24 protein-coding genes, 1 pseudogene, 1 riboswitch and 1 other annotated feature are annotated in these 26,947 nt (G+C 38.7%); of the genes and pseudogenes, 10 read left to right on the top strand and 15 right to left on the bottom strand.

Translation table 11 applies throughout. The annotated features are described in order from the left end of the window. Positions 1 to 464 precede the first annotated feature (464 nt). Positions 465 to 686 (top strand): DeoR family transcriptional regulator, encoded by a 222-nt coding sequence (locus tag NSQ94_RS14240; RefSeq protein ID WP_063386591.1) that lies wholly within the window; start codon positions 465 to 467, stop codon positions 684 to 686. Between the two features lie 179 nt (positions 687 to 865). On the opposite strand, the gene NSQ94_RS14245 is transcribed toward NSQ94_RS14240, so the two are convergent. Together NSQ94_RS14245 and NSQ94_RS14250 are read right to left on the bottom strand one after the other, a co-directional pair. Further along, the gene (locus NSQ94_RS14245; RefSeq protein ID WP_094245293.1) at positions 866 to 1,612 is read right to left on the bottom strand and encodes a pseudouridine synthase; all 747 of its coding nucleotides are present in this window, start codon (positions 1,610 to 1,612) and stop codon (positions 866 to 868) included. 5 nt (positions 1,613 to 1,617) lie between these two features. After that, the gene (locus NSQ94_RS14250; RefSeq protein ID WP_066249479.1) at positions 1,618 to 3,231 is read right to left on the bottom strand and encodes a polysaccharide biosynthesis protein; all 1,614 of its coding nucleotides are present in this window, start codon (positions 3,229 to 3,231) and stop codon (positions 1,618 to 1,620) included. Between the two features lie 208 nt (positions 3,232 to 3,439). On the opposite strand from NSQ94_RS14250, the gene NSQ94_RS14255 reads away from it, so the two are divergent. Continuing rightward, positions 3,440 to 4,714 carry an NAD(P)/FAD-dependent oxidoreductase gene (locus tag NSQ94_RS14255; protein ID WP_339229487.1) on the top strand — a complete coding sequence of 425 codons (1,275 nt, stop codon included), beginning with the start codon at positions 3,440 to 3,442 and terminating at the stop codon, positions 4,712 to 4,714. Positions 4,715 to 5,879: 1,165 nt separating this feature from the next. Here NSQ94_RS14255 and NSQ94_RS14260 read toward each other — a convergent pair. The 7 genes from NSQ94_RS14260 to NSQ94_RS14290 form a co-directional block, all read right to left on the bottom strand. Continuing rightward, positions 5,880 to 6,506 carry an NAD(P)-binding protein gene (locus NSQ94_RS14260; protein WP_327855807.1) on the bottom strand — a complete coding sequence of 209 codons (627 nt, stop codon included), beginning with the start codon at positions 6,504 to 6,506 and terminating at the stop codon, positions 5,880 to 5,882. 500 nt (positions 6,507 to 7,006) lie between these two features. Next, positions 7,007 to 7,192 carry a sporulation protein Cse60 gene (locus NSQ94_RS14265; protein WP_339229488.1) on the bottom strand — a complete coding sequence of 62 codons (186 nt, stop codon included), beginning with the start codon at positions 7,190 to 7,192 and terminating at the stop codon, positions 7,007 to 7,009. 200 nt (positions 7,193 to 7,392) lie between these two features. After that, the gene (locus NSQ94_RS14270) at positions 7,393 to 7,713 is read right to left on the bottom strand and encodes a rhodanese-like domain-containing protein (protein WP_066249464.1); all 321 of its coding nucleotides are present in this window, start codon (positions 7,711 to 7,713) and stop codon (positions 7,393 to 7,395) included. 30 nt (positions 7,714 to 7,743) lie between these two features. Then, positions 7,744 to 10,158, bottom strand: a complete 2,415-nt coding sequence (gene leuS, locus NSQ94_RS14275) for a leucine--tRNA ligase (protein WP_327855805.1) — start codon at positions 10,156 to 10,158, stop codon at positions 7,744 to 7,746. Positions 10,159 to 10,225: 67 nt separating this feature from the next. Beyond that, positions 10,226 to 10,446, bottom strand: a binding site (T-box leader). 89 nt (positions 10,447 to 10,535) lie between these two features. Continuing rightward, a complete protein-coding gene (locus tag NSQ94_RS14280) occupies positions 10,536 to 11,687 on the bottom strand; it encodes a diglucosyl diacylglycerol synthase (RefSeq protein WP_063386583.1) in 1,152 nt (383 codons plus the stop codon). A gap of 475 nt (positions 11,688 to 12,162) precedes the next feature. Beyond that, a complete protein-coding gene (locus NSQ94_RS14285; RefSeq protein WP_339229491.1) occupies positions 12,163 to 12,552 on the bottom strand; it encodes a GntR family transcriptional regulator in 390 nt (129 codons plus the stop codon). Between the two features lie 455 nt (positions 12,553 to 13,007). After that, a complete protein-coding gene (locus NSQ94_RS14290) occupies positions 13,008 to 13,271 on the bottom strand; it encodes a YtzC family protein (RefSeq protein ID WP_063386581.1) in 264 nt (87 codons plus the stop codon). A 159-nt stretch (positions 13,272 to 13,430) separates the two neighbouring features. On the opposite strand from NSQ94_RS14290, the gene NSQ94_RS14295 reads away from it, so the two are divergent. Both NSQ94_RS14295 and NSQ94_RS14300 read left to right on the top strand, forming a co-directional pair. After that, positions 13,431 to 14,396, top strand: coding sequence for a TIGR01212 family radical SAM protein (locus tag NSQ94_RS14295; protein WP_066249458.1), 966 nt, complete (start codon positions 13,431 to 13,433; stop codon positions 14,394 to 14,396). Next, positions 14,393 to 14,968 carry a class I SAM-dependent methyltransferase gene (locus NSQ94_RS14300; RefSeq protein ID WP_066249456.1) on the top strand — a complete coding sequence of 192 codons (576 nt, stop codon included), beginning with the start codon at positions 14,393 to 14,395 and terminating at the stop codon, positions 14,966 to 14,968. The genes NSQ94_RS14295 and NSQ94_RS14300 overlap by 4 nt, the downstream gene beginning before the upstream one ends. A gap of 31 nt (positions 14,969 to 14,999) precedes the next feature. On the opposite strand, the gene NSQ94_RS14305 is transcribed toward NSQ94_RS14300, so the two are convergent. Then, positions 15,000 to 16,079, bottom strand: coding sequence for a tetraprenyl-beta-curcumene synthase family protein (locus tag NSQ94_RS14305; protein WP_063386578.1), 1,080 nt, complete (start codon positions 16,077 to 16,079; stop codon positions 15,000 to 15,002). A 36-nt stretch (positions 16,080 to 16,115) separates the two neighbouring features. Next, complete coding sequence (locus NSQ94_RS14310) at positions 16,116 to 16,895, bottom strand: alpha/beta hydrolase (RefSeq protein WP_144596690.1); 780 nt, start codon at positions 16,893 to 16,895, stop codon at positions 16,116 to 16,118. 68 nt (positions 16,896 to 16,963) lie between these two features. On the opposite strand from NSQ94_RS14310, the gene NSQ94_RS14315 reads away from it, so the two are divergent. Beyond that, the gene (locus NSQ94_RS14315; RefSeq protein ID WP_063386577.1) at positions 16,964 to 17,491 is read left to right on the top strand and encodes a gamma carbonic anhydrase family protein; all 528 of its coding nucleotides are present in this window, start codon (positions 16,964 to 16,966) and stop codon (positions 17,489 to 17,491) included. A gap of 171 nt (positions 17,492 to 17,662) precedes the next feature. After that, entirely contained in the window at positions 17,663 to 18,193 is a 531-nt protein-coding gene (locus NSQ94_RS14320; protein ID WP_066249451.1) for a phosphatase PAP2 family protein, read from the top strand. Between the two features lie 49 nt (positions 18,194 to 18,242). Here NSQ94_RS14320 and metK read toward each other — a convergent pair whose 3' ends face one another. Next, positions 18,243 to 19,448: a methionine adenosyltransferase gene (gene metK / locus NSQ94_RS14325; RefSeq protein WP_063386575.1), complete on the bottom strand. Its 1,206-nt coding sequence runs from the start codon at positions 19,446 to 19,448 to the stop codon at positions 18,243 to 18,245. 205 nt (positions 19,449 to 19,653) lie between these two features. Further along, positions 19,654 to 19,845: riboswitch (SAM riboswitch) on the bottom strand. A gap of 268 nt (positions 19,846 to 20,113) precedes the next feature. On the opposite strand from metK, the gene pckA reads away from it, so the two are divergent. Continuing rightward, the gene (gene pckA / locus NSQ94_RS14330) at positions 20,114 to 21,703 is read left to right on the top strand and encodes a phosphoenolpyruvate carboxykinase (ATP) (protein ID WP_339229493.1); all 1,590 of its coding nucleotides are present in this window, start codon (positions 20,114 to 20,116) and stop codon (positions 21,701 to 21,703) included. A gap of 74 nt (positions 21,704 to 21,777) precedes the next feature. Here pckA and NSQ94_RS14335 read toward each other — a convergent pair. The 3 genes and pseudogenes from NSQ94_RS14335 to NSQ94_RS14345 all read right to left on the bottom strand — a co-directional run. Then, positions 21,778 to 22,590, bottom strand: a pseudogene (locus NSQ94_RS14335) (IS3 family transposase); the annotation flags it as partial. Positions 22,591 to 23,002: 412 nt separating this feature from the next. Further along, positions 23,003 to 23,245 (bottom strand): DUF2584 domain-containing protein, encoded by a 243-nt coding sequence (locus NSQ94_RS14340; RefSeq protein WP_063386573.1) that lies wholly within the window; start codon positions 23,243 to 23,245, stop codon positions 23,003 to 23,005. A 64-nt stretch (positions 23,246 to 23,309) separates the two neighbouring features. Beyond that, the gene (locus NSQ94_RS14345; RefSeq protein ID WP_063386572.1) at positions 23,310 to 24,092 is read right to left on the bottom strand and encodes a prolyl oligopeptidase family serine peptidase; all 783 of its coding nucleotides are present in this window, start codon (positions 24,090 to 24,092) and stop codon (positions 23,310 to 23,312) included. 119 nt (positions 24,093 to 24,211) lie between these two features. Here NSQ94_RS14345 and NSQ94_RS14350 point away from each other — a divergent pair, with 119 nt between their 5' ends. The 3 genes from NSQ94_RS14350 to NSQ94_RS14360 are packed head-to-tail and all read left to right on the top strand — an operon-like array spanning position 24,212 to position 26,804. Then, a complete protein-coding gene (locus tag NSQ94_RS14350; RefSeq protein WP_063386571.1) occupies positions 24,212 to 25,195 on the top strand; it encodes an ABC transporter substrate-binding protein in 984 nt (327 codons plus the stop codon). Between the two features lie 45 nt (positions 25,196 to 25,240). After that, entirely contained in the window at positions 25,241 to 26,020 is a 780-nt protein-coding gene (locus NSQ94_RS14355) for an ABC transporter ATP-binding protein (protein WP_066249444.1), read from the top strand. Continuing rightward, positions 25,998 to 26,804 (top strand): ABC transporter permease, encoded by an 807-nt coding sequence (locus NSQ94_RS14360; RefSeq protein ID WP_240326839.1) that lies wholly within the window; start codon positions 25,998 to 26,000, stop codon positions 26,802 to 26,804. The genes NSQ94_RS14355 and NSQ94_RS14360 overlap by 23 nt, the downstream gene beginning before the upstream one ends. Positions 26,805 to 26,947: the final 143 nt, after the last annotated feature.

A 26,947-nucleotide genomic window follows, 5' to 3' on the forward strand; every position in this document is an offset into this window, starting at 1 on the left:
TCTAAGTAGTAAAATGAAATATATCATCATTGAAGTATTTTTATGCATAAGATTTCCAACATTTGTAAGGTCAGTTCCTTTCATCTTTTTTATGATCATCAATTTTGACAGCAAAAATTTTCCTTTGTTCATACAACGTTTTTTATTTGCATCTGTATTGCTTAGACAAAGATAATTTGTGAATTTTTGAAAATCTAATCACCAATGGAACCTTTTTTACCTATTGAAGGAATCATCACTTCACTATTTGTCTATTCGACTGGGGTTAGTTCAAGCTGTTAAATCGGCCTATGAGAGGTAAGTATTGTAAATATTATGTGAATTTTATGAACACACTGGAAAGTTTACATGTAAATTGTGTATAATGGAATTGTACCACTTTAGGAGTTTGACATCTAATGCATGGACATTGAAGAGTATGTAGGTTTGTGATTTCGATGCATTAAATGATAGGGAGTGGTTTTTTGAAACCTTCAACAAACCGTATGCTAACCCGAATCAAATCCGTCTACATGTTCATTCATGAAAGGGGTACAGTAACAACTCAAGAGCTTGTCGATGAATTTGGTATTACCCCCAGAACGATTCAGAGGGATTTAAACGTGTTAGCATATAACGATTTAGTGCACAGTCCTGCAAGAGGAAAATGGGCAACAACTAACAAGAAGGTCAAGATGTCATCCTAGCTACTAAAAAAAGAAAATTTGGTTATTCGTTCACATACATATATGGGGCTGATCCAAAAGTTACATAACTTTTGGTCTCAGCCCCTTTTTGTCTGCTGTTGCAAGCAATTTCCACCTTTTTCGGCGCCAGTTTGTCCGCCTTTTTAAAAAACGGAAGTTCAATTTGAACGTTTTTCAAACTACAAAGGAAAATCGGCTGAATCGCCCGGCTGCCCTTGAATCGATCGCAGTTGTTCTAATTCTTCTTTTGTCAGTTCTCGATATTCCCCTGTTTGCAATGTTTGATCTAGTTCAAGCGTTCCCATTTGGATTCGTTTTAAATATTTCACTTTTTTTCCGACAGCAGAAAACATCCGCTTAATTTGATGGTATTTCCCCTCCGTTATGGTGACAAAAACTTCAGAAATGTCGTCTGCCTTAATAATTTCAAGCAAGGCAGGCTTTGTAACATAACCGTCATCAAGTTTTACACCTGCTTTGAACCGCTCGACATCTTCCTCTGCCACTAGACCAATAACTTCCGCAAAATATTTTTTAGGAACATTTTTCTTGGGCGATGTTAATTGATGGGCAAGCTGTCCGTCCGATGTTAACAGCAATAGCCCTTCGGTATCTTTGTCAAGCCTGCCGACAGGAAAGGGATTATAGCGAAGATCTTCCGGATCAAGCAAATCGACCACAGTCTTTTGGACGTTGTCTTCTGTAGCAGATAAAAAACCAGCTGGCTTGTTCATCATGAAATAAACATGTTCTTTGTACAACACCTGTTCACCGTGAATGATGATTTCTTGTTTATTCGGGTCGACATTTGTTTTCGGATCCGTCACCACTTCTCCATTAACATGAACGGCCCGTTCCTTTAGCAGCTTTTTTACTTCTTTTCTGCTGCCGTAGCCAGCATGTGCTAATAGTTTATCAATACGCATATTATCTACCCCCTTTCCTTCCTCTTACTTAAAAATCTAGTTCCAAAAATAACTTTTAGGAATCCTGATTGCTTAGCCAGCCAAAAATACGAGCCTGCTCCTAATAATGCAGCAATTCCAACCATGATGGCGGCATTTGTTTTACTTGCATGGTAATCAAAAAAGACAGTGAAGAGAGAGGAAAACGCTACAACGACAATTGACATACAGATGACCAAAATTCCCGTAAATATTGTTCTTTTCCAAAATCTTTTATACGAGTAGCCTGTATGACGGCGAATCATCATTAATCCGTATATGAGCGAGCCAAGAAACCCGATCGCAGTTGCCATAATCGAACCGTATGCACCAAACTGCGTGATAAGCCAGCTGTTTAAACAAATTTTTAGCAGAAGACCGAATGCAAGGCTGATGACAGCCAATTTTTGTTTATTAATCCCCTGCAAAATGGCGGCTGAAACAGTGAAATAAGAAAAAAGCAAAGCGATCGGTGCATAGGCAGCTAAAATGCTCGCACCTGTTTCATTGTCATTATAAAAAAACATGTAGATTGGTTCGGAAAGAATAATGATCCCAATGGATGCAGGGAGAACGAGAAACATTAATGTTTGAAACGCTTGGTCAATTTGTCTTCTAACAAACGGAAAGTTTTGATTCGTGAACGCATTTGTAATGGCCGGCACGAGCGTTAAGCCAAAAGCAGTTGCTAAAGAAACAGGAATCATGACAATTTTATTCACTAAAAAATTGACCATGGCATATAATTCTTGCGCTCTTTCGCCTTCTCCCGCCTGAATCATAGCTTTATTAAACGTAAAAGAATCGACAAATTGATATAAAGGAATAGCTAGTCCGACAAATACAAACGGACCGGCATACCTGAACACCTCGAGAAACATTTGCTTCGTAGAAATGCCGGAAGGTTCAATTTTGTTCTCCTGCATCGCCAATAAGGAATTTTTTCTTTTCATCCAATACAAAAAAAGGACGAACAGCCCGCCGATGGCGCCAACAAAGGCGGCAAATGTCGCATAACCCACCGCTGTAATGATATCGCCATGTAATACTTTTAAAATGATATAGCTGGAAACAAGCAAAAAAATGATGCGCACTAGCTGTTCTATTACTTGGGAAACGGACGTCGGGCCCATCGACTGATGCCCTTGAAAAAAACCTCGTATTAAACTCATGATCGGAACAACTATAAGCGCAAGGCTGACCATTCGTATAACATATGTGACATCCTCAACTGTCACACCTTGCAGCTCCTGTTGGCCAAGCTGGTGTTCCGCAAAGAAAGGCGCAGTCACAAATAAAATAAAACAAGTGAAAATTCCTCCAAGAAGCATAAACAGCATCCCAGATCGAAACATTCTGCGGCTTGTCTCGTAATCACCAATGGAATTATATTTTGCGACAAATTTTGAAATGGCCATAGGAAATCCCATTGTCGCAATGCTTAAAAAAATCGTATACGGAACATATCCATATTGATACAAAGCACTTCCCGTTTCTCCAACCAACGCGAAAAACGGAATGACATAAATCATTCCTAAAATCCTTGAAATATATGTACCTAATGTTAAAATAAACGTCCCTCTTAATAATTTATCCGACATCTTTTGCTCACCATTGTTTCTAACAAAAATTTTCAACTATAACATTTTACCACATTCACTAGGAACTAAGATATAGTCATCACTCATTGAATTCAAAAATTCATCTTTTTATAATGATATAAGACTAGGATGTAGACGAAACTAGGATCAATGTAAAAGTACGAATAAATTGGACAAGCAACATCAACATCTTAAAGGTTGTGAGAATATGAATTATGATGTAGCAGTAATTGGAGGGGGACCATCTGGATTGATGGCCGCCATCGCCGCCGCTGAAAACGGAGCGAACGTGCTGTTAGTCGATAAAGGAGAAAAATTAGGAAGAAAGCTGGCGATCTCCGGTGGCGGACGGTGCAATGTAACAAATCGCCGGTCAATTGAAGAAATTATCAAAAATATTCCAGGCAACGGACGATTTTTGTATGGCGCTTTTTCGCAATTTAATAATGAAGACATTATACGCTTTTTCGAAAACCTTGGAGTTCGTTTAAAAGAGGAAGACCATGGCCGGATGTTTCCAGTATCAAACAGAGCTCAAGACGTAGTCAATGCGCTACTTTCCGAACTGAAAAGGCTGAACGTTACAATTAAAACAAATCATCCGGTTGAAAACATCGAATATAGTGAAAGCAGAGTAAAAGGAATCTGGTTAAAAAATAAAACCTTTATTCCTGCCAAAGCTGTTGTCGTTGCTGTCGGAGGAAAATCTGTCCCTCATACCGGAAGTACTGGAGACGGATACTTGTGGGCAAAAAAAGCCGGTCATACTGTGACGGAATTATTTCCAACTGAAGTTCCGATTACTTCGAATGAACCGTTTATCCGAACAAAACAATTGCAAGGCCTGTCGTTAAGAGATGCGGCTTTAAGTGTGTTGAATCAAAAGGACAGACCAATTATTACGCACAAAATGGACTTTATTTTTACCCATTTTGGCGTATCAGGTCCAGCTGCACTAAGATGCAGCCAATTTGTTGTAAAACAATTGAAAAAAGAAAAAACGGTGACGTTGTCAATTGACGCTTTTCCTACTGAAAATGAAGAAAATCTTTTTCAGCATATTTTGCTTAAATTGAAAGGCGAACCGAAAAAGGCTGTTAAAAATGTATTAAAAGGTTTCTTGCCTGAACGATATTTGCTATTTTTGCTGGAGGAATCCGAAATCGATCATTCGATGACATATTCCCAGCTTTCAAAAGATAAGCTGCGCCAATTTGTCCGCTTAGTGAAAGATTTCCGCTTCGAAGCAAACGGCACGCTCCCAATCGAAAAAGCGTTTGTGACCGGCGGAGGCGTTTCTATAAAGGAAATCGATCCAAAGACGATGGCCTCTAAACTAATGAATGGGCTTTATTTTTGCGGCGAAATATTGGATATTCACGGCTACACGGGCGGCTACAACATCACGGCTGCGCTCGTAACAGGACGGCTAGCAGGCTTGTACGCAAGCCGTTACGTAGAAAAGGGCGAACCGATAAGTTGAACTGCCTCCTGTCAAGTAGTCAGTGGAAATAATAAAAGTTGATCTAAGCGGTCTTGGCTCTAAATTCCAAAGGACTGAGACCGTTTAATTTTTCTTGATAAAGATGGTAATTGTAAAATTGGATGTATTCGTCAATCGCCTTCTTTAGCTCTTCAAATGTATCGTACTTATATAAATAATATTTTTCACATTTACTGTTCCCCAAAAGGATGCCATTGGACCATTATTCTATACATCGTCCAACACGAGACATATTATGTGTTAACCCTACTTGATCAATCCTTCCTTTAAATCCATGTGAAGTAAATTGAAATCCTCGATCACTATATAGTAAATAATGTTTACCACAAATAGAAGGAATTTCTTTGACTAACGTGTAAAACACTAGCTTATTATTATTAGAATGCTAAAGACATCATTTCATCTTACTCTTATATTTTTAAATACAATAGTATAATATCAAAAAAATACATATTTAACATTTTTTGTATTAAAATAGTATAATAATGGTATAATTTAATATGAAATGAGGATAATTCTAATGAATTGTAACAAATCCGTATTATTAGCAGTGTTTAGTATTCCGATTTTTATGTTAATCACATCTTTTGATTTATCTATACAGACTGATAGAATAAATGCCCTAATTTTCCTTGGATACACATATCCGATATTTTTCCTTTTGTATTATTTAGTTAAGATTAAAAATTTTAAACCAATGTTAGTTCTATCAATAGGAATATTATTATGGACTGCATTCACTAGTTTTTTATTCAAAGATACCTTTATTACAATTGGTTTATTTATAATTTCCATCTTAGTTTTAGTGACAATAACAGTTATAACTAAAGAACCTAATTAATCCGCATTTAATGTCATGGTATTAAATGGAATGTTTTGGATGGCATAGTATCAAATTGCATTTTAAACCTTACCTTTTTCATTCAAAGCGCATAAATTGATGGGTCTGTCTAAAAAGTCAGGATAACTTACTCTTTTTTTTAAAAGACACACAAAAAAACGTCCTATCTAGTAAAATGTGAGGTGACAAGCCCAATTTTGCAGAAAGAACGTTTTTTATGAACTGGGCAGCTGACTTTTGGGGGCGCTTCTTTTTTTGCACAAATCGCTATCCCGTTGAACGGCCATGTGCGATCCGGTTTAGCTATTCGCTAGACCTGTTCGCATTCAAAAGCATTTCCAGCTGCTTATGCCGTTCTTCATTTGAAGCTTCTAAAAAGCTCTTGTCTAATAATTGATGTAAAACCATCCTTTTTTGCTCTGGGTCGTTGATTTCTTCTAAGACACGTTTTCGACCTTCCTTTAAAAATTCAACATAGTCAGCAAAATGTTCATCAAACTGCTCTGCCAAATTATTTTTTAATTTTCTGGCGAGCCCCGGAACTTTCCCGCTCGTTGATACACTGATGATTAAATCGCCCCTTTTAAATGTTGCCGGCATAATGATATTGCTTTTTTCAGGTGCATCCACCACATTGATCAGCTGATGTGCTTCACATGACTGGTAGACCTGCTCATTAACTTCCCTTTCATTCGTTGCCGCAATGACTAGAAACGCACCGTTTACATCGTCTTTTTCAAACGTTTTTTGTTTCCACGATATTTTTTTTTCTTGATGCATTCGAAGAAGATGATCTGATAGATCGGGACTGACAACCGTTATATCAGCACATGCATCGAGCAAAGCTTTTATTTTTCTTTCCGCTACCTTCCCTCCGCCGACAACGACTGTCTTTTTTCCTTTTATATTCAACATCGCACTGTAGTACATATGATCACCCTTTTTTGTCTTAGCGCTTACAATTTCTGGTTGATGCGAAGCGTTTTTTCCTTTCAAAAGGTTCTAGGATAACTTAAAAAAATTGGTCATCCTTTTTTTCGTGCGGTCGCTTCGGAACGGCATTGAAATCTTTTTTCCAATAAAAAAAGACCTAGATTCCTCATAAACAAGGATTTTCAAACGGGTCTAAAGCTTGCTTTAAAAAGCTTTTTCATGAGTTAGTCCGTCTTCCATCCTGCAAAACGATGGCGATCATTTCAGTTTTATTCGACTTTCTCACATCAGGTACAATTTATAAAGTGTTTCCTATCTGGATCAGTGCTTATAAGCTTTCAAGATCCACTGGGCATAGCAACTGCTTGGAGCGCATGCGAACATTGATGCATTGACGAAGATTCTCTAAAATTACAATCAACCAACGCTTCACGTTTAATTCTGTTTACATTCTTACTAAATATAATAGACTTTTCATTATTAATGTGAAAGTCTTCTTATTCTTTGTAAATAATCATCGCTGAAAAACAGTAAATTTGTTCACCTTTTTGATCGCATGTTACCGATACATGATATTTTATGTCGATATATTTTTGACTTGGAAGCGCAGTTAAAAAAGCGTTCACTTCCTCTTCTAAATCTTTTTCATGCTCTTCGTCAAAAATGGCGACTTTATAGCTCAATTTCTTCACACTCCCTTTATTTATCTCGTTGCTTCCAATATACTTTTATGCTTGTACAAATATGACACTTTTAATAAAGGGATGTCGGCAGTTTTTATGGGGATTTTGAGGGTACTACATGCGGTATGGTTTACTGTTTTGCCACGCTAATCTTCCTTTATAAGGAAAAAACCGCGCCTACTTAAGCGCGGTTTTTCCACTTATTTTTTTATCTCGCTCTTCGGTTTGGTTTCCCCTGTCCATTCGAGCATTCCGCCAACCATATTGATGACATTAAAACCAAGATCCTGTAAATATAAACAAACATTTTCACTTCTTCTTCCTGAGCGGCAGACGAAAATATATTCCTTTTCTTTATCAAATTCTTCAATGCGGTCCGGGATTTCTCCCATCGGAATATGTTTTGCTTGTGGAATCATGCCTTCTTCTACTTCTTCTTCCTCGCGGACATCAATAATGTCTAATTTTTCGCCGTTTTCAAGCTTCGTTTTGAGATCATTTGGTGTGATTTCTTTTACCATGAATGGCCATCCTTTCATTAATATTCAAGCTTAATTGGCTACGATGTTGACAAGCTTGCCAGGAACAGCAATCACTTTACGAACGGTTTTGCCTTCAAGCTGTTCTTTTATTTTTTCATCATCCATCGCGATTTTTTCCATTTCCTCTTTAGAAGCATCGTTTGGTACAAGCAGCTTTGCCCGCACTTTTCCGTTGATTTGAATGACAATTTCCACTTCATCTTCGACAAGCTTTGATTCATCCCATGCCGGCCACGATTCATAAGCAATCGTTTCAGAATGGCCGAGTTTTTCCCAAAGCTCTTCGCAAATATGCGGAGCAACCGGCGATAAAAGCTTTACAAAGCCTTCCATATATTCTTTCGGAAGAATTGTCGCTTTATAAGCTTCATTAATAAATACCATCAGTTGCGAAATAGCTGTGTTAAAATGCAGATTTTCATAATCCTCCGTTACCTTTTTCACTGTTTGGTGATAAATGCGTTCAAGCTCTTGAGACGGTTCATCGACGATTTTCGGATTCAACTCGCCATTTTCCATTACAAACAGCCGCCATACACGATCTAAAAACCTTCTTGCGCCGTCGAGTCCTTTTGTTGACCATGCAATGGATGCATCAAGCGGACCCATGAACATTTCATATAAACGGAGAGTATCCGCTCCGTGGCTTTCAACGATTTCATCAGGATTGACGACATTTCCTTTTGATTTGCTCATCTTTTCATTGTTTTCGCCGAGGATCATTCCTTGGTTAAACAATTTTTGGAACGGTTCTTTCGTCGGAACTACTCCGATATCGTATAAAAATTTATGCCAGAAACGGGCATACAGCAAGTGTAAAACAGCATGCTCAGCCCCGCCGATATAAATGTCCACAGGCAACCATTTTTTCAATTTTTCAGGATCAGCTAATTGTTCTGAATTGTGCGGGTCAATATAGCGCAAATAGTACCAGCAGCTTCCCGCCCATTGAGGCATTGTGTTTGTTTCGCGCCGCCCTTTTTTGCCTGTTTTCGGGTCAACGACATTCACCCAATCCTCAATATTCGCTAAAGGTGACTCACCGGTTCCCGAAGGTCTAATTTCATCTGTTTCCGGAAGCACTAACGGCAGCTCCTCTTCAGGAACAGCTGTGATCGTGCCGTCTTCCCAATGGATGATCGGAATCGGTTCACCCCAATAACGTTGACGGCTGAACAACCAGTCTCGGAGACGGTATGTCACTTTTCTTTGTCCTTTTTTGTTTTCCTCCAGCCAATTGATCATCGCTTCAATTGCTTCTTCTTTATTCAATCCGTTCAAAAAGTCGGAATTTACATGCTCGCCGTCTCCTGTATAAGCTTCTTGTTCGATGTTTCCTCCAGCGACAACCTCTTTAATCGGCAGGTCAAATTTTTTCGCAAATTCATAGTCCCGTTCATCGTGGGCAGGCACGGCCATGATCGCACCTGTACCATAGCTCATTAAAACATAATCGGCAATCCAAATCGGCAATCTTTCTCCATTGGCAGGATTTACAGCATAGGCTCCGGTAAACACGCCTGTTTTTTCCTTCGCCAAGTCCGTTCTTTCGAGATCGCTTTTACTTTTAATTTGATCTAAATAGGCTTCCACCGCTTCTTTTTGTTCCTCGGTTGTAATTTCTTTCACAAGCGGATGTTCAGGCGCAAGCACTGTATACGTAGCACCGAAAAGCGTATCTGGACGAGTAGTAAAAACAGTAAAGGTTTTATCAGTTCCATCGACTGTAAAATGAACTTCCGCACCTTCCGACCGGCCGATCCAATTTCGCTGCATTTCCTTTATGCTTTCCGGCCAATCAAGCTCTTCTAAATCTTCCAGCAGCCTGTCAGCATATTCGGTAATTTTTAACACCCATTGTTTCATCGGACGGCGTTCAACAGGATGTCCTCCCCGTTCGCTTTTTCCGTCGATGACCTCTTCATTTGCAAGAACAGTTCCGAGTGCCGGGCACCAGTTGACGGGCACTTCATCAATGTAAGCAAGTCCTTTTTCATAAAGCTTTAAGAAGATCCATTGCGTCCATTTGTAATATTCCGGATCAGTTGTATTTACTTCCCGATCCCAATCATAGGAAAATCCTAGTGATTGAATTTGTCTGCGAAAATTATCAATATTTTTTTTCGTAAATTCCGCAGGATCGTTGCCGGTATCTAAAGCATATTGCTCAGCCGGAAGTCCAAATGCATCCCATCCCATCGGATGGAGAACATTGTAACCTTGCATCCGTTTCATTCGCGCCAAAATGTCGGTTGCCGTATAACCTTCAGGATGGCCTACATGAAGACCAGCTCCCGAAGGATACGGAAACATATCCAATGCATAAAACTTCGGTTTATCGGAATCATCCTCTGTTTTAAATGTTTTGTTTTTTAGCCAATAATCTTGCCATTTTTTCTCAATCTCACGATGGTTGTAAGACATGTAAAAATCCTCCTTTGCTATATATATGTATAAGCGTCAAATAATAAAAAAACTCCCATCCCCACGACGAAGGGACGAGAGACAATTTCCCGCGGTACCACCCAAATTAGCGCAAATGCACTCACTCTGTTCCGTAACGTGGAAACACGTCGGGCATTAGTCTGTACCGGAATACATTTCACACCCGCAACTCAAAGGGGAGTTCGTGAATAAACAACGATTGACTTTCACCTTCCGTCAACTCTCTAGACGCCTTTATCCACTACTGATCCTTTTCACCGTTCTTGCTTTTTCATCCACTTATCATATTGTTATTTTAATGAATTTTATGAGTTCATGCAAGTCAATGTCGAAAAATTTGGATTTCAGTCTAATAATTAATAATTGACAGACCCTTTCAAGCTTGAATCAAGCAGCATTTCTGCTTCATTTAAAATGTCCTGCAAGATCGTGTCAGCAGCGTTTGGTCTATATAATTCAGCAATGCTCATTTTCATTTTTTCCATTTTTTCAGGGTGGTTAAATAAATCATTGACCGTCTCTTGAACTTTTTCAAGCTTATTGATGACAACCGCCGCCCCTTTTGCTGCAAACAAATCGGCATTCTCCCTTTCCTGCCCCGGAACAGGTTTATAGAGAATAAGCGGAACTTTTAATGCGGCCGCCTCGCTGAGAGTAATCCCTCCAGGCTTTGTTATCATGCAGGAACAAATGCGAAAGAGCTCATCGATTCTTTCGACATAGCCAAAAACTTTTATTCGATCCGGGTGAATATACTGAAGCGGTTCAAGCTCATCTTTCAGCGATTGGTTATTTCCGCATACAACGACTATTTGCATGTCATCTCGTGTAAAAAATGATTCACACAAATCTTTTACATTTTTTAAAACTCCATGAGCGCCTGTAGCAATTAACAAAGTTTTCTTGTTCGGATCCAAATTGTATTTTTTATATAAATCGATCGTTTCCATTTTTTCTTCAAACTGCGGCCGAATAGGAATTCCGGTTACTTTGACAAGCGCTGGATGGATGTTGAGCATTGTCAGTTTTTCCTTCACATCGTCGCACGAAACATAATATTTATCAATGTTTTTATGAACCCATACTCGGTGAAGACAAAAATCGGTCAGCACATTAAATGTCGGGATGAACACGCCTGTCCGCGTGCGATATTCAGGCACAACGGAAATAGGAAATGTATTAATGATGATGTCAGGATTTATCTCCCTTACTAGCTGATTCAACTTGCGGTGTCCAAGCTTCAAATACAAATTCATAATGCGTTTGTTAGACATTTTGTCCACACTATAATAAAATAACCGATAAAATTGCTTACCGATGGAAAAACTTTTCAAATATAAATATCTTGTAATTTCTGCCATAATTGGATGAGACTCGCTAATTAAATCAGAAACTTTTACGTTGTTGATTCCCATCTTATGCAAAGACTGCTCCAATGTTTTAGCAACTTGGATATGACCGTTTCCGTAATTTGCCGTTAATATTAATATCTTTGGGTCTTTTAACATTTTATTCACCTCAACTTAAAGCAGCTCAACAATTAGAACGAACTAAAATCAAAATAGTTTCACTTTAAATGTATATTTCCTTTTATAATTTTAGGAGAAAAAAATTAAGAATCCTTTATTATTTTATTACATTTACATTTCACTGGAAATTTTCGTTTTTTTGTTGGTTGCAATAGCTAAAATGACAAATATATGGATTGGGATTTTTTAATGTCCAACAAAAAATAATTCTGCCCGTTTACTCGCATGGTTCATACAAGAATCTTACCGATACGCATTGGTTTAATTGAATTTATGCCGTTTTTCCGGGGATTTTTTAGCTAGCTAATGGGCAGCCAAAGCTGCATGAATAACACCGAGAAGAATAAGATATGCCCTCCGAACAAAGTTTTTCCTTTATCTTTTCTGAACCGTTTTAGCCAAACAAGCTGAAACTCACGCTGCAGAGATTCAAATACTTTTTCTTTGCTAAACTTTATTTATGAAAAGCATTGGCAAATTCGTTTTTCATGTCTTTCATCCATTGGTATATTTGTTCAAAGCTGATTCCTGCATAAAATGCGTCGATCATAATTTGCCGCAGCTCCTCTTTAATTATTTCAATTTTCTCTTCATCCAGCTTTTTCTGCACCATTTTCGATACAAATGTCCCCCGTCCTCTCATCGTTTCAATCAAGCCTTCTCTTTCCAGCTCTTTATAAACCTTTGAAACCGTGTTAGGATTAGCGATAATCATGGAAGACATCTCTCTTACAGAGGGCAGTTTATCGCCAGGCTTTAACACACCTTTGATACATAGTTCTTTCATTTTTTTTATGATCTGCTCATATATCGGAGTGGCACTTCTCGGGTCAATTTCAAACATCAAATACCCTTCTTTCTTACAAAAAGGACTTTTTTGTATTATGTGTACTACATTATATAGTACACATAATACAGAAAAGATGCAATCAACATTTTCTGATTCCGCATATAAAAAACACTGAATGATTTCACTCGTTCGGGGGCTCTTGATCTTAGGGAAAAATTATGATGTACATAGTCGTATAGCAGCTTTTGCTAGAAGTTTGGCTGATGTTCAACAAACTGATCCCGATTTTGTTTGAAAATGTAATCGTTCATTCGCATTGAGCCGAGCTTTTATATCGGTAATTGCGCAATCTGTTGAAAGATATTTTTATTCTATATTTTCGTTTTTATTCCAAAAACCATTCTTTCCCTATGCAAATTTATATATAAGATCAAATCGGCTAAAGAATAAATGAAAAATCATAATTGCAATTAAAGGGCAAGCCTACAATCAGGCTTTGCCCTGGAATTTTAATGATCGAGCAAAATCATCTCATTTTGAAGGTGCTGCAGTTGAAGGCGCATGCGGTGAAGCTGCTCCCGCTGCTGGTCATTTGCGCTTAAACTGAGTTTTTCCACTTCTGCAAGTGCATCTTGAAGCTTTTGCTGTGCATTTGTATATTCTTCATCATTGTAATGCTCCTGTTTCAGCCCTTCAATATATTGCTCATTTGCATATTCCAATGCTTGCTGGCAATGTTGAATGCACTCTTCCACGGATTGTCTAGTAGCCAAACAAATCCCCTCCTTGATGAAGAATTTTCTTCATCAACTGTATTTTTCGCTATTTCTGCAAGCTCCATCATGAAAAAAGCTGGTAAATTCTTATTTGAGATTGGTTTGGCAATCATGGTAAAATGTCTTGATAGTATATCGAAACAGGAGGAGTAGGAATTGGCGAACCACAATCCATTTCCGTATACGAATGACAACAAACGGTATCATACATGGAATTACCATTTACGAAATACATTTGGAGATAAAGTGTTTAAAGTTGCTTTAGACGGAGGATTTGACTGTCCAAACCGCGACGGTACGGTAGCACATGGCGGGTGTACGTTTTGCAGTGCCGCAGGGTCGGGCGATTTTGCCGGAAACAGAGCTGATGATCTTGTTACGCAATTTCACGACATTAAAAGCAAAATGCATGAGAAATGGAAAAACGGAAAGTATATTGCTTACTTTCAGGCATTTACAAACACTCATGCACCCGTGGAAGTTCTTCGTGAGAAATATGAAACGGTATTAGGTCTCGAAGGAGTTGTCGGTTTGTCCATTGCTACAAGGCCTGACTGTTTGCCTGACGATGTTGTTGATTATTTGGCGGAATTAAATGAGAGGACATATCTTTGGGTTGAATTAGGATTGCAAACCGTTCACCAGCGGACCGCTGATTTAATTAACCGTGCGCACGATTATGAATGTTATGTGGAAGGAGTTAACAAGCTCAGAAAGCACGGAATCCGAGTTTGCACACACATCATAAACGGTCTTCCGCTTGAAACGTACGATATGATGATGGAAACTGCAAAAGAAGTTGCTAAGCTGGATGTTCAAGGAATTAAAATTCATCTGCTCCATTTGTTAAAAGGTACACCGATGGTTAAGCAATATGAAAAAGGGATGGTGCGCTTTTTATCCTTTGATGAATATGTACAATTAGTTTGCGATCAGCTAGAGGTACTGCCTCCCGAAATGATCGTTCATCGCATTACAGGCGACGGTCCGATCGATTTAATGATAGGGCCGATGTGGAGCGTTAACAAATGGGAAGTGCTGAATGCCATTGATGCCGAACTCGAAAAACGAAACAGCTACCAAGGGAAGTATTATACAAAAGATCGAGTGATGTCAAAATGAACCTCATTCGCATTCTTCCATTTGCAAAAAAATTGATGGCTTCCGCTGTCCAAAACGGCGATATCGTTATTGATGCAACAGTCGGGAACGGACATGATACCGTCTTTTTAGCTCAACTCGTTGGCGAACAAGGTCATGTGTTTGGATATGATATTCAAAAACAAGCGCTTGAAGAGACAAAAAAACGATTGAAGGAATCCGGTTTAATCGACCGTGTTACTTTGTTTCATTCCAGCCATGATGACATTTTCAATACGATTCCGAAAAAACATCACAATCATATCGCCGGTGCGATGTTTAATCTCGGTTATTTGCCCGGTGGCCAAAAAAACATTGTGACAAAACCAGAATCAACTATTGAAGCAGTAAAGCAGCTTTTATCCATATTAAGACCCGGTGGAATGATCGTGCTGGTCGTTTATCACGGCCATCCGGAAGGAAAACGTGAGAGAGATGAGCTTCTTAAATTTGCCGAACAAATCGATCAACATACTGCTCATGTACTTGAATATCGTTTTTTAAACCAAAAAAATTCCCCTCCGTTTATTGTAGCAATCGAAAAAGCAAAATAGCCGGGAATAATATCCCGGCTAGCTTTATCCATCAAGAAGATTTAATCAAATTCCATTTTCGGAACGTTCGATATGCCCTAGCATTCACATAAAAGAAAACGGAGGTTGTTCCTCCTTTTTTTATTAATTTTTTAGCCAGCTTTCCTAAATCTTTATGTACTAATACTTTGTCATCAGATAAATAAATGCCGAGCAATCCGCGGTTAATTAATTTATGAAAATTTTCGTTCGGAATACCTTTTAAATTTTTGTCCGCTTCATGTACAAAATGAGCTAATCGTTCCATCATTTCTGATGTGCTTTCATAAAAACTGCAAAAATTTAAATCGCCCTCCAATTGATCCTCCTCTTGATCAATAAAGTAATCCAATAAAATATGAAGCCCTTGCACATATGGAAAGTAACCATCTTTAATTTTTTTGGCAATCGCTTCGTTAAAGCTGGGCTGAAATGCATAGGCGACTAAACAAAAAATGCCCAATGTCGATCCAGCGCAGGCAGAAAATTCATACCACCGCATATCCGGGAGGGAAGATTTATATTGTTCGAACCACTGTACTAGCCTTGGCACTCTTTCCTCTTCTATTACATGCTTATGTACTTGCAGTTCACAATAATATTCGCAAAGCTCCATCAAATAGCCAGCTATAACCGGATAGTTCTCCAATTGGCTCAGCATTCTTTGGCATGTCATGACAAGCTCTTTTAAATATCCGCCGTCATCTTGGTCCTCACGAAATTGGTAGTAATTTTTTAATTCTGCATGAATCGACAGCGCATCCTTCATTGATTGGTGCAGCATGCGGAAATCTTCCGGATCAAAAGAAGTGCTTCTGTCGCATAAATTATCCAAGTAATCGCTAATCGTTTGATAAGCAACGATAAACTCTATGCATTCCTCTATATGAGAGTTCGACAAAAGCGCTAAAATGCTTCCTCCTTCGCAATGAAATGCCTTCGTATTTATGCTTGCAAGCGCCTGCTTTCTCAATTCAGGATTCGGTATTTCCTCAGCCTTTTTTTTCCACCCATCTAAGTAATAATGGACGGTCGGAAGAATTTCCCTATAAACTCTTGACATAAGGCTGATAGGGTGTTCAGGTATACTCAAAGATCAACTCACCTCTTCATTGTAAAATTCCAGTGTTTATGTTAAATGGCTTTCTGTAAATCTCAACGCATCTTGAAAAACAAGTTCTCTTTCCGGTTCATTAAAAATTTCGTGATATAGTCCTTCCCATTCTTTATAGCTCTTTTCCGTGAGATTCAACTGACTATACCATTTTTGAACTGCTGATTTATCAACAATTTTGTCTTCTCCTCCCTGCATGACGAAAAGAGGGACATCTGGAAACTGCGGAAGCTGCTGAAATGCTAGTTCAATGGCATGAAGAAGCTCTCTGTACCAGCGCACAGAAACTTTTCTTACGTAAAGGGAGTCGTTTCTGTTTATGTCTTGAATTTCCTTATTTCTCGTTGCCATCTCAACTGTCAAACCGGAATCAAAGCGTACCCTAGGCGCGAAAATATTTAATCCTTTTGCCAAAAGATCGAGCGCTTTACTCGGTTTTTGCAAAATTCCTAAACATGGCGAAGATAAAATGACCCCGTTTAACGGAATTTTATTTCTCTGCAGCGTACGTATGGCTATTAAACCGCCCATGCTATGCCCCAGCAAAAAAAGCGGCAATTGGAAAGATTGAGCCTCCCTGATCCAACGGTCAACTTCATCAATATATTCATCAAACGATTGGACATGTCCCCGTCTGGAGGATGAATTTCCTTGTCCTGGCAAATCCCCCATGACAACATGGTACCCGTTTGTTTGCCACTTTTTTATCAGCCATTTGTAACGTCCATGATGTTCTAAAGCTCCATGAATGATGACAATCGCAGCTTTAGGACTAGAACTTACCCATTTCCACATAAATTAACTCCTTTCCGAACATGACGGAAAATTTGTTATAATATGAAAAAAAGAAAAGGATGGTTCCCATGGTTATTTATCCATATAAAGACAAAAAACCTATAATTAGCGATTCGGCTTATATAGCTGATTTTGTCACAATCACCGGCGATGTTCAAATAGGAGATGAATCAAGCATTTGGTTTCAGACGGTTATCCGCGGTGACGTCGCCCCAACTATTATTGGAAATCGGGTCAATATTCAAGACCAATGCTGTCTGCACCAGAGCCCAAATAAACCGTTAATTATTGAAGATGATGTAACCGTCGGCCATCAAGTTCTGCTCCATAGTGCGATTGTGCGGAAAGGAGCTCTAATTGGAATGGGTTCGATTATTCTGGATGGAGCAGAAATCGGAAAAGGCGCTTTTATCGGTGCAGGCAGTCTTGTCCCGCCAGGCAAAAAGATACCTGAGAAAACTTTAGCATTCGGAAGACCCGCCAAAGTGATTAGAGAATTAACAGAAGAAGATCTTCAAGATATGGAACGCATCCGTCGCGAGTATATCGAAAAAGCTCAATATTATAAAAATATTGCTCGTATGAACAACATATAAATTGCTTATAAAAACATTTTAAAACTTTCTCTTTCAAATGTCATTCTTTACCGGGCAGCTTCATGTATTTTTAAAATTTTGTAAAATTTTTATTAGATTTGTTGAAGTTTACATAAATATGAGAGAAAATTTTTTTAAGAATTTTTGCTTTTTGAAAAGAGGAACTTTAACATGGGCAGACTGCTGAATCAGCTTTACCAATTTGAGTGCAAGTTGTTCAAACTGATTAATTCGCATTTTGAACGAAAAGGACTGAATGTTTATTTTCGGTATATTACTCATTTAGGAGGGGCTGTTTTTTCAATTGCAACATGTTTAATGCTGATGTTATTTTTTAATGAACCTGTAAAAACTGTTGCCTTGGCAAGTTCAGCTGCTCTTTTTTTCAGTCATATTCCGGTTTTCATTGTGAAAAGAATTTATCCACGCAGACGGCCTTATCTTACATTATTTGAAACAAAAGTGTTAGAAAATCCGTTAACTGACCATTCATTTCCTTCTGGACATACGACAGCTGTATTTTCAGTGGCAACACCATTTTTGCTCTTTTTTCCAGCCTTAACATGGATTTTGCTTCCTCTCGCATTCAGTGTGGCACTATCAAGAATTTTTCTTGGCCTACACTACCCTTCAGATGTGCTGGCGGGAATAGTTCTAGGAGCTTCAGCAGGCACCATCTGTTTTGTCGCATTCGGACCATAAAAGCAAAAAGGTGTCTAATGCATGCATCGCATTGGACACCTTTTTTATTTTACAAATATTGATGAGCCTGTTCGCGCAAAGCTTCCGCTTTATCTGTGCGTTCCCATGGCAAATCTAGATCGTTGCGTCCGAAATGACCGTAAGCAGCTGTCTGTTTGTAAATCGGGCGGCGCAAGTCAAGCATTTTTATAATGCCAGCTGGGCGCAAATCAAAGTTATTGCGAATTAATTCAACTAAAACATCTTCGCTTACTTTGCCAGTACCGAACGTATCAACAGAAATAGAGACAGGTTTCGCTACACCAATTGCATAGGCCAGCTGAACCTCGCATTTGTCTGCAAGTCCGGCTGCGACAATATTTTTCGCTACATAACGAGCCGCATAAGCTGCAGATCGGTCTACCTTCGTCGGATCTTTTCCTGAGAAAGCTCCTCCGCCATGGCGCGCATAGCCTCCGTAAGTATCGACAATGATTTTTCGTCCCGTTAATCCTGCATCTCCTTGTGGTCCGCCAATAACGAAACGTCCGGTAGGGTTGATGAAATATTTTGTTTCTTCATCGATCAGTTCTTTTGGAACAACCGGATCAATTACTTTTTCTTTAATATCCTGCTTAATTTGTTCTAAAGTTGCCTCCGGATGGTGTTGAGTCGATATGACAATTGTGTCAATTCTAACCGGCTGTTCATTTTCATCATATTCTACCGTAACTTGCGTCTTTCCGTCCGGACGCAAATAAGGAATTTCTTCGCTTTTTCTAACTTCTGTAAGCCGGCGTGAAAGCTTATGGGCAATGGAAATCGGGAGAGGCATTAATTCCTTCGTTTCATTGCATGCAAAACCGAACATTAACCCTTGATCTCCAGCGCCAATCGCTTCAATTTCTTCATCAGTCATTTGTCCTTCTCGCGCTTCTAAAGCTTTATCCACCCCTGCAGCAATATCGGGTGATTGCTCATCAATTGATGTTAAAACAGCACAAGTTTCAGCATCAAAACCGTATTTAGCTCTCGTATAGCCGATCTCTTTGACCGTTTCTCGCACAATTTTTGGTATATCCACATACGTGCTTGTCGTAATTTCTCCACTGACTAATACAAGTCCGGTTGTGACAGATGTTTCGCAAGCTACACGTGCGTTCGGATCTTTTTCTAAAATGGCATCTAAAATCGCATCTGAAATTTGGTCGCAAATTTTGTCCGGATGCCCTTCCGTTACGGATTCAGATGTAAACAGACGGCGCTTTTTTGTCATTTACTGCATCCTCCTCAAACTTAAAATGATGTTTATGGAGTGCTACACTCCTTGACATTGACACGGAACTCATTCCCTCGCCACTATTGTATACATATCAAAATTGCGTACGATAAGAAAAACTTGGCTAAACGAGATTTCTCTTATACATAGAAAAAACCTTCCCTGCCAGAGGAAAGGTTGTTATAAACATCATTGCCTTTCACTCTTATCGTTCAAGGATATAACCTTGCATCAGGTTAGCACCATTGCTCGTCTATGAATATGGAATTCTTTCGCATCATGTTGTATGTCCATAGAATACCGCGATTTTGAAAGCCATATTCTACTGTCTTCTTTCAACGAGCCGGTTGCTGGGCTTCATAGGGCCTGTCCCTCCGCCAACTCGGGATAAGAGTATCCGTTCAAATGTATATCATACAGGAGCAAAAAAGTACTTGTCAACAATAAATAAAGCTTCTCTGTAATTTTCCAAATCATCTGATATCCATTATTTCAGTATCAGCTGATCAATCATGATTCGTATGATGCCCAAAAATGAAGGCAAAATATATAGTAAAAACATTATTTTCAAAAATCGATAAATAGGATGGATTATTTTTTCGAATGTGTTATACTATTTCTATAAAACCATTTCAAATATGCAAAAAAAGGATGGTATGTATATGAATATTGTAGATGTTTCAAATGAATTAGCTTCGTTGATCAGCGGACCAAATGCATATCATAATTTACCAGTCGCACGACTTGTAGAAAAAGTTTTAGCTAGGAAAGAAGGTTTTTTAACAAATACAGGTGCAGTTTCGGTTACAACAGGCAAATATACCGGCCGGTCACCAGAAGATAAATTCATCGTTGAAGAAGATTCTGTCAAGCATTTAATTGATTGGGGACCCGTCAACAAGCCAATTTCATCAGAAGTTTTTGAAAAACTGTACTTAAAAGTCATACAATATTTAAAAAATAGAGATGAAATTTATGTTTTTAACGGATTTGCCGGAGCTGACAAAAAATATCGTCTTCCAATTCAAGTGGTCAATGAATTGGCATGGCAAAATTTATTTGCTCGCCAACTGTTTATCCGTCCGAAAAGCCAAGACGATTTAAAGGAGCATAAAAATCCGTTTACGATTGTTTCCGCTCCTTCCTTTAAAGCAGATCCAGCTGTGGATGGAACGAACTCAGAAGCATTTATCATTATTTCTTTTGAAAAGAGAATAGTCCTGATCGGCGGAACTGAATATGCAGGCGAGATGAAAAAGTCTATCTTTTCCGTCATGAACTTCCTGCTTCCAGAAAGAGATATATTTTCAATGCACTGCTCCGCCAATGTCGGTCAAGAAGGCGATGTCGCGCTCTTTTTCGGTTTATCGGGAACAGGCAAAACAACACTTTCCGCCGATCCAAAACGCCGGTTAATTGGTGATGATGAACACGGCTGGTCTTCATCTGGTATTTTTAATATTGAGGGCGGCTGTTATGCAAAATGCATCGGTTTGTCTGAAGAAAAAGAACCTCAAATTTATAACGCGATTCGATTCGGTTCCGTTTTGGAAAACGTTGTGGTTGATGAATCGACACGCATTCCTGATTATGACAACTCCTTATTAACAGAAAACACTCGTGCGGCTTATCCAATTGAAGCGATTGACAATATTGCTAAACCGAGCATTGCGGGTCACCCTAACACAATTATTTTTTTAACAGCTGATGCGTTCGGTGTTCTGCCGCCAATAAGCAAATTAACGAAAGAACAGGCTATGTATCATTTCTTAAGCGGTTATACGAGCAAGCTTGCTGGAACGGAAAGGGGTATTACTTCCCCTAAAACAACGTTCTCCACATGCTTTGGCGCACCATTTCTTCCGCTTCCAGCTACAAGATACTCTGAAATGCTCGGAAGAAAAATCGAAGAACATGATGTGAAAGTATTTTTAGTCAATACAGGGTGGACCGGCGGAGAATACGGAGTAGGAAAACGAATTAAACTTGCTTATACAAGAGCCATGGTTCAGGCAGCATTGGAAGGCGAACTCGATGAGGTGGAAACTGTAAAAGACCCTATTTTCGGGCTGGCGATTCCTGCTCATGTTCCAGGAGTGCCTGATGAAGTTTTACAGCCTATTAAAACATGGAGTGATAAAAACGCTTATGAACAAAAAGCGTATGAATTAGCAAAAGCATTCAAAGAGAACTTCAAAAAATTCTCGAACGTTCCGAAGGAAATTGAAGAACTTGGCGGTCCAATCATATAAAAAAATTACTTACTTTCGGCTACAGCTTTGAACTGTCCCCTGTCAAGTAGACTGTAGAAATAATAAAAATATACCTAAGCGGCTTTAGCTCTATATTCCATGGGGCTAAAGCCGCTTAATTTTTTTGATACCTTTCATCATGATAAAAGCGGTTGTACTCATCCATCGCAAGAGCTAATTCTTTAAATGTCTGATACTTATGTAAATAATACTTCTCGCATTTAAAGCGTTCCCCAAAAAGATACCATTGGCCCATTATCAATGCATCTGCCTACTCTTGACATACTTTGTGTCATCCCTGCTTGTTCTATCCTACGTTTAAAACCATGAGAGGTATATTGGAACCCACGGTCACTATGAATAAGTGGATGCTCTCCTTTTAAAAGTACGGTGGCTTGATCCAACGTTTTGAATACAAGATGATGATGATTGGAATGTCCTAAAACATCGCTCACAATTGATCCATCATATAGATCAAGAATAGCACTTAAATAGGCTCTCTTTGATGAACCTATTTTAATTCTGTGACATCAGCTACCCATTTTTCACTTGGCTTTTCCGCTGTAAATTCACGATTCAATATATTTTCTGCAACATGTTGAGGGAAAACGTTTTAACCACTTATAGTAAGCAGCTCGTGAAATACCGGCGATTTCACATATAAGATTATGCTTAGTTTTCTTTCTCATGAAGTTCCCGGATTGCGATATACTTGTCTTCAAAACGGATTTGGTTTACTTTCACCTCCTTTCGATTTCCTCTAACTTTTTTAAAAATAGATTCTCCGCACGTAAGCGCTCATTTTCTCTTTCTAACTTTTTCATCTCCAGTTTCATTTTCTCTTCTGGAGATAACTCTGCTTCTTCTTTTTTTCTTCCTCGTTTGTCTTTATCCATTGCCTTAAAGAATATTTAGTAATTTGATACCTTTTACAAAGCTCTTGAATAGTACATTCTCGGTTTTCATATGCAAGTAAAACTTCAAGTTTGAGCTCTGTTGTATATTGCTTATACATAGAAAAACTCCCCCTAAGGTAAAACAGATTTTTTATATTTTAATCTGTCTACCTTAAGGGGAGCATATCACTTTGTCGATAGCCTTTTAATATTTTTATGTGGTTTGGCAAAACAAATCGGCATACGCAGATTTTTAGACGAAAACCCCTTTTTCAACGAACTTTTATGAAAAAGGGGTTACGCGATTTTTTATGATAAGACAAATGGAAGCCGTACTCGATAAAATTAAGCAAATTCCTCCTTCCACAATCCGTTCAACAAATGAACGGAAATATGATGACGGTTAATTGGTTGAGTACAATGAAGTGAGATTATAAGTAAGCACGGTTTTGTTATCAGCCCATTCCAATTTAATAATTTCAGCTGTTCCTGTAGGATCGCTTATCAACGTTTTTCGAACTTCCAAAGGAATATTCATAGGATAAAGGCGATAGCCATCTTTGACAAGCTGAAATACGTTTTCCTCTATCCGCTTTTCCTTCCCTTTTGTAATAATCATCGTATTTAATTCAAGCGGCATGCCCATTTCTCCAATCCCCTTTCATTTGATCGATCATTTTTTAGTATGTATCATATGAAAAATATAATGGTCAATTTTTCATCCATTTTATCATTCGTTCTAAAACCATCCGGTTATGCCGAGGCGGAAAATGATGACTAAAATGTTGGAAATACCAGCTTTCCACTTGCTTTCCCAATTCTTTCAGCCTTCTTTCCAATCGATATGCATGTTCAATTGACACGTTTTCATCTTTTCCCCCATGAATGATTAAAACGGGTGCTTGCATTTTTTCAAGGTAATACAACGGTGTCCGCCATTTATAGCGGTCAGGATATTTCTTCGGTGTCCCTCCAATAACTCTTTTCATCATCCTTCTTAAGTCCTTTCTCTCCTCATAAGTTAAAAACATATCAGACACCCCGCCCCAGCTTACAACAGATCGAACATTTGAGCATATAATCCCAGTAAGCAAGGCCATGACTCCTCCCCTTGAAAAGCCAAAAACGTGAATGCGATCCGGATTCACTTGCGGATGTTTCATCAACAAATAGAATGCATTGACCGCATCAAAACGATCATTCCCCGCAAAATCTTCATTCCCTTCTCCTCCTAAATTTCCTCGATAAAAGGGAGCCATCACGATAAAGCCTTTTGATGCAAATTGTATAATTCTTCCTGCCCGAACCATACCAACATTTTTAATCCCTCCGCGCAAATATAAAAAGCCATCATAAACACCTTCTTGAACAGGCTCTGCTAACAGACCTTTCACTTTTAGTCCTTCAGAAATATATGTCACGATGGAAAGCTTAATCGAAGGGTTCGGTGATGGGAAAATTTGTTTGTCAACTATTTCTCCGTTTCTCAGCATCTTTTCAACCTCCATTTAGGTAGGCAATCACACATTATATTTTTTTTTCATACTTTATCCTAGATAAATATATTTAAACATTTTTCCTTTAATATGAACATCATTAGGGAGGATTTCACATGAAAAAAAGGCTTGCTTCCATCGTATTGGTGATCCTTTTCATCATACCTCTTTCAGCCTGCGGCGGAGGAGTAGAAAAAATTCGGCTGGCGGAAGTCACTCATTCTGTTTTTTACGCACCATTGTACGTGGCCATTGAAAAAGAATTTTTCAAAGAAGAAGGACTGGACGTAGAATTAAAAACTACTTGGGGCGGAGATAAAACAATGACCGCCATTTTATCAAACGGCGCTGATATCGGTCTTGTCGGTTCGGAAACGTCCATTTACGTATATGCCCAAGAAGCAAATGACCCAGTCATTAACTTCGCCCAGCTGACCGAAACGGACGGCACTTTCCTTGTCTCCAGAGCCAAGTTGGATGATTTTCAATGGGAAGATTTAAAAGGAAGCACTTTTTTAGGACAGCGTAAAGGCGGCATGCCGCAAATGGTAGGGGAATTTGTGCTGAAAAAGCATAACATCGATCCGCATCAAGATTTAAACCTTATCCAAAACATCGACTTTGCGAATATTGCAAATGCTTTTGCTTCCGGTACAGGCGAATATGTTCAACTGTTTGAGCCAACCGCAAGTATTTTTGAAAAAGAAGGAAAAGGTCACATTATCGCATCCTTCGGCAAGGAATCGGGCAAAGTTCCTTATACAACATTTATGGCAAAAGAAAGCTATATTAAGAAAAATGATAAAACGGTGAAAAAATTCACAAAAGCGCTCTACAAAGCACAAAAATGGGTGGAAGAACATGACGCCGAAACAATTGCCGAAACGATAGCGCCGCAATTTAAAGATACGCCGATCGATATTTTAATATCTTCCATTGACCGTTATAAAAGCCAAGGATCCTATGCAAAAACCCCGCTGTTAGATGAGGACGAATGGAACAATTTGCAAAAAATTATGGAAGAAGCAGGAGAACTGCCGGAGAAAATTGATTATGAACTATTAGTCAACACGTCCATAGCAAACGAAGTGGCAAAATAATGTTGTTTCAAAAGGAGTACATTTATCGACAAGGGGGGGAGGAGATTGTCATTTTTAACGATCGATCATGTCAGCCATACTTATTTTACAAAAAAATCGGCAACGACTGCTTTGGAGGATATCCATTTGGAAGTAGAGGAAGGGGAATTTATATCCTTTCTAGGTCCAAGTGGCTGCGGCAAAACAACGCTGCTTTCCATCATTGCAGGTATCATGAAACCGACAGAAGGGCAAGTTATTTTGAACGGTAAGCAAATATCTTCCGCAACACCGTCTGTCGGTTATATGCTGCAACAAGATTATTTATTTCCATGGAAAACGATAGAGGAAAATATTTTAATTGGATTAAAATTATTGAACAAACTGAATGAAAATGAGAAAAAGCGGACATTTCAGCTTCTGCACCAAATGGGTCTCGAAAATGTAGAAAAGCTATATCCGAATCAATTATCAGGCGGAATGAGACAAAGAGCCGCTTTAGTCCGCACTCTTTCTACAGATCCGAAAATGCTGCTATTGGATGAACCTTTTTCCGCCCTCGATTATCAAACGAAATTAAAGCTTGAAGACTTAGTCTTTCAAACATTAAAGGATTTTAAAAAAACAGCCATTCTAGTCACGCATGATATTGGGGAAGCAATCGCCATGAGCGATCGGATTGTCCTGCTATCCAAAAGGCCTGGCAAAATTGCCAAAATATTTACTGTCCCAAAAGAATTGCGGGATACATCCCCGTTTAAAACAAGGCAGCATCCAACGTATACTTCACTTTTTGACTTAATCTGGAAGGAGTTAGATCAGCTTGAAACAAACAACAACAATTGATCTCCTCCATAAACAATATTTGCAAAGATTGAATAAGGAAAAGAAATGGATTACCTTTTATCAAATCTTAATTTTTATTTCTTTTTTTCTCATATGGGAGGTGTCATCCAGCCAAAAATGGATAGACCCGCTCATATTCAGTTCGCCGACAAAAATTTTTCACTTATTTGTTGAAAAACTGCAGGACGGTACATTACTTGCCAATTTGAACGTGACGCTTTTTGAAACGGTCTTGGGGTTTATTTTTGGGACATTATTCGGGACATTACTTGCTGCTCTATTATGGTGGTTTCCAAGGCTGTCTAAAATATTAGATCCGTATTTAGTGGTTTTAAACGCAATGCCGAAAGTAGCTCTTGGGCCGATTTTCATCGTTGTACTTGGGCCCGGATTTACCTCAATTATCGCGATGGGAACAATCATTTCGGTTATTATTACTACAATTGTAGTCTATACTTCCTTTAAAGAAGTGGATCCGAATTATATAAAAGTGCTGCAAACATTTGGAGCAGGCAAAAAGCACGTGTTCAGAGAGGCGATCCTGCCGTCATCTTTTCCAACCATTATTTCTACTTTGAAAGTCAATGTCGGGTTATCTTGGGTGGGTGTGATCGTCGGAGAATTTCTCGTTTCAGCTAAAGGATTAGGCTATATGATTATTTACGGGTTCCAAGTTTTTAATTTTACCCTTGTGCTGTTAAGCCTAGTTATCATTGCCATCTTTGCAACGATCATGTACAAAATTGTCGAACTAATTGAAAAAACATTAATCAAAAGCCAATAAGAGGCTGTCAAGAAAGTCAAATCGCCATTGAAAACAAAAAATCATAAACACCGATATATCAACGTTTCTAACACATTAATGGGGGCGTCAATAAGCCGTAAAAACGACTTATTAGACACCCCCTTAAACAATTTCTAAACCGA

The organism is Aeribacillus sp. FSL K6-2833, from assembly GCF_037965815.1.
GTDB lineage: Bacteria > Bacillota > Bacilli > Bacillales > Aeribacillaceae > Aeribacillus > Aeribacillus composti.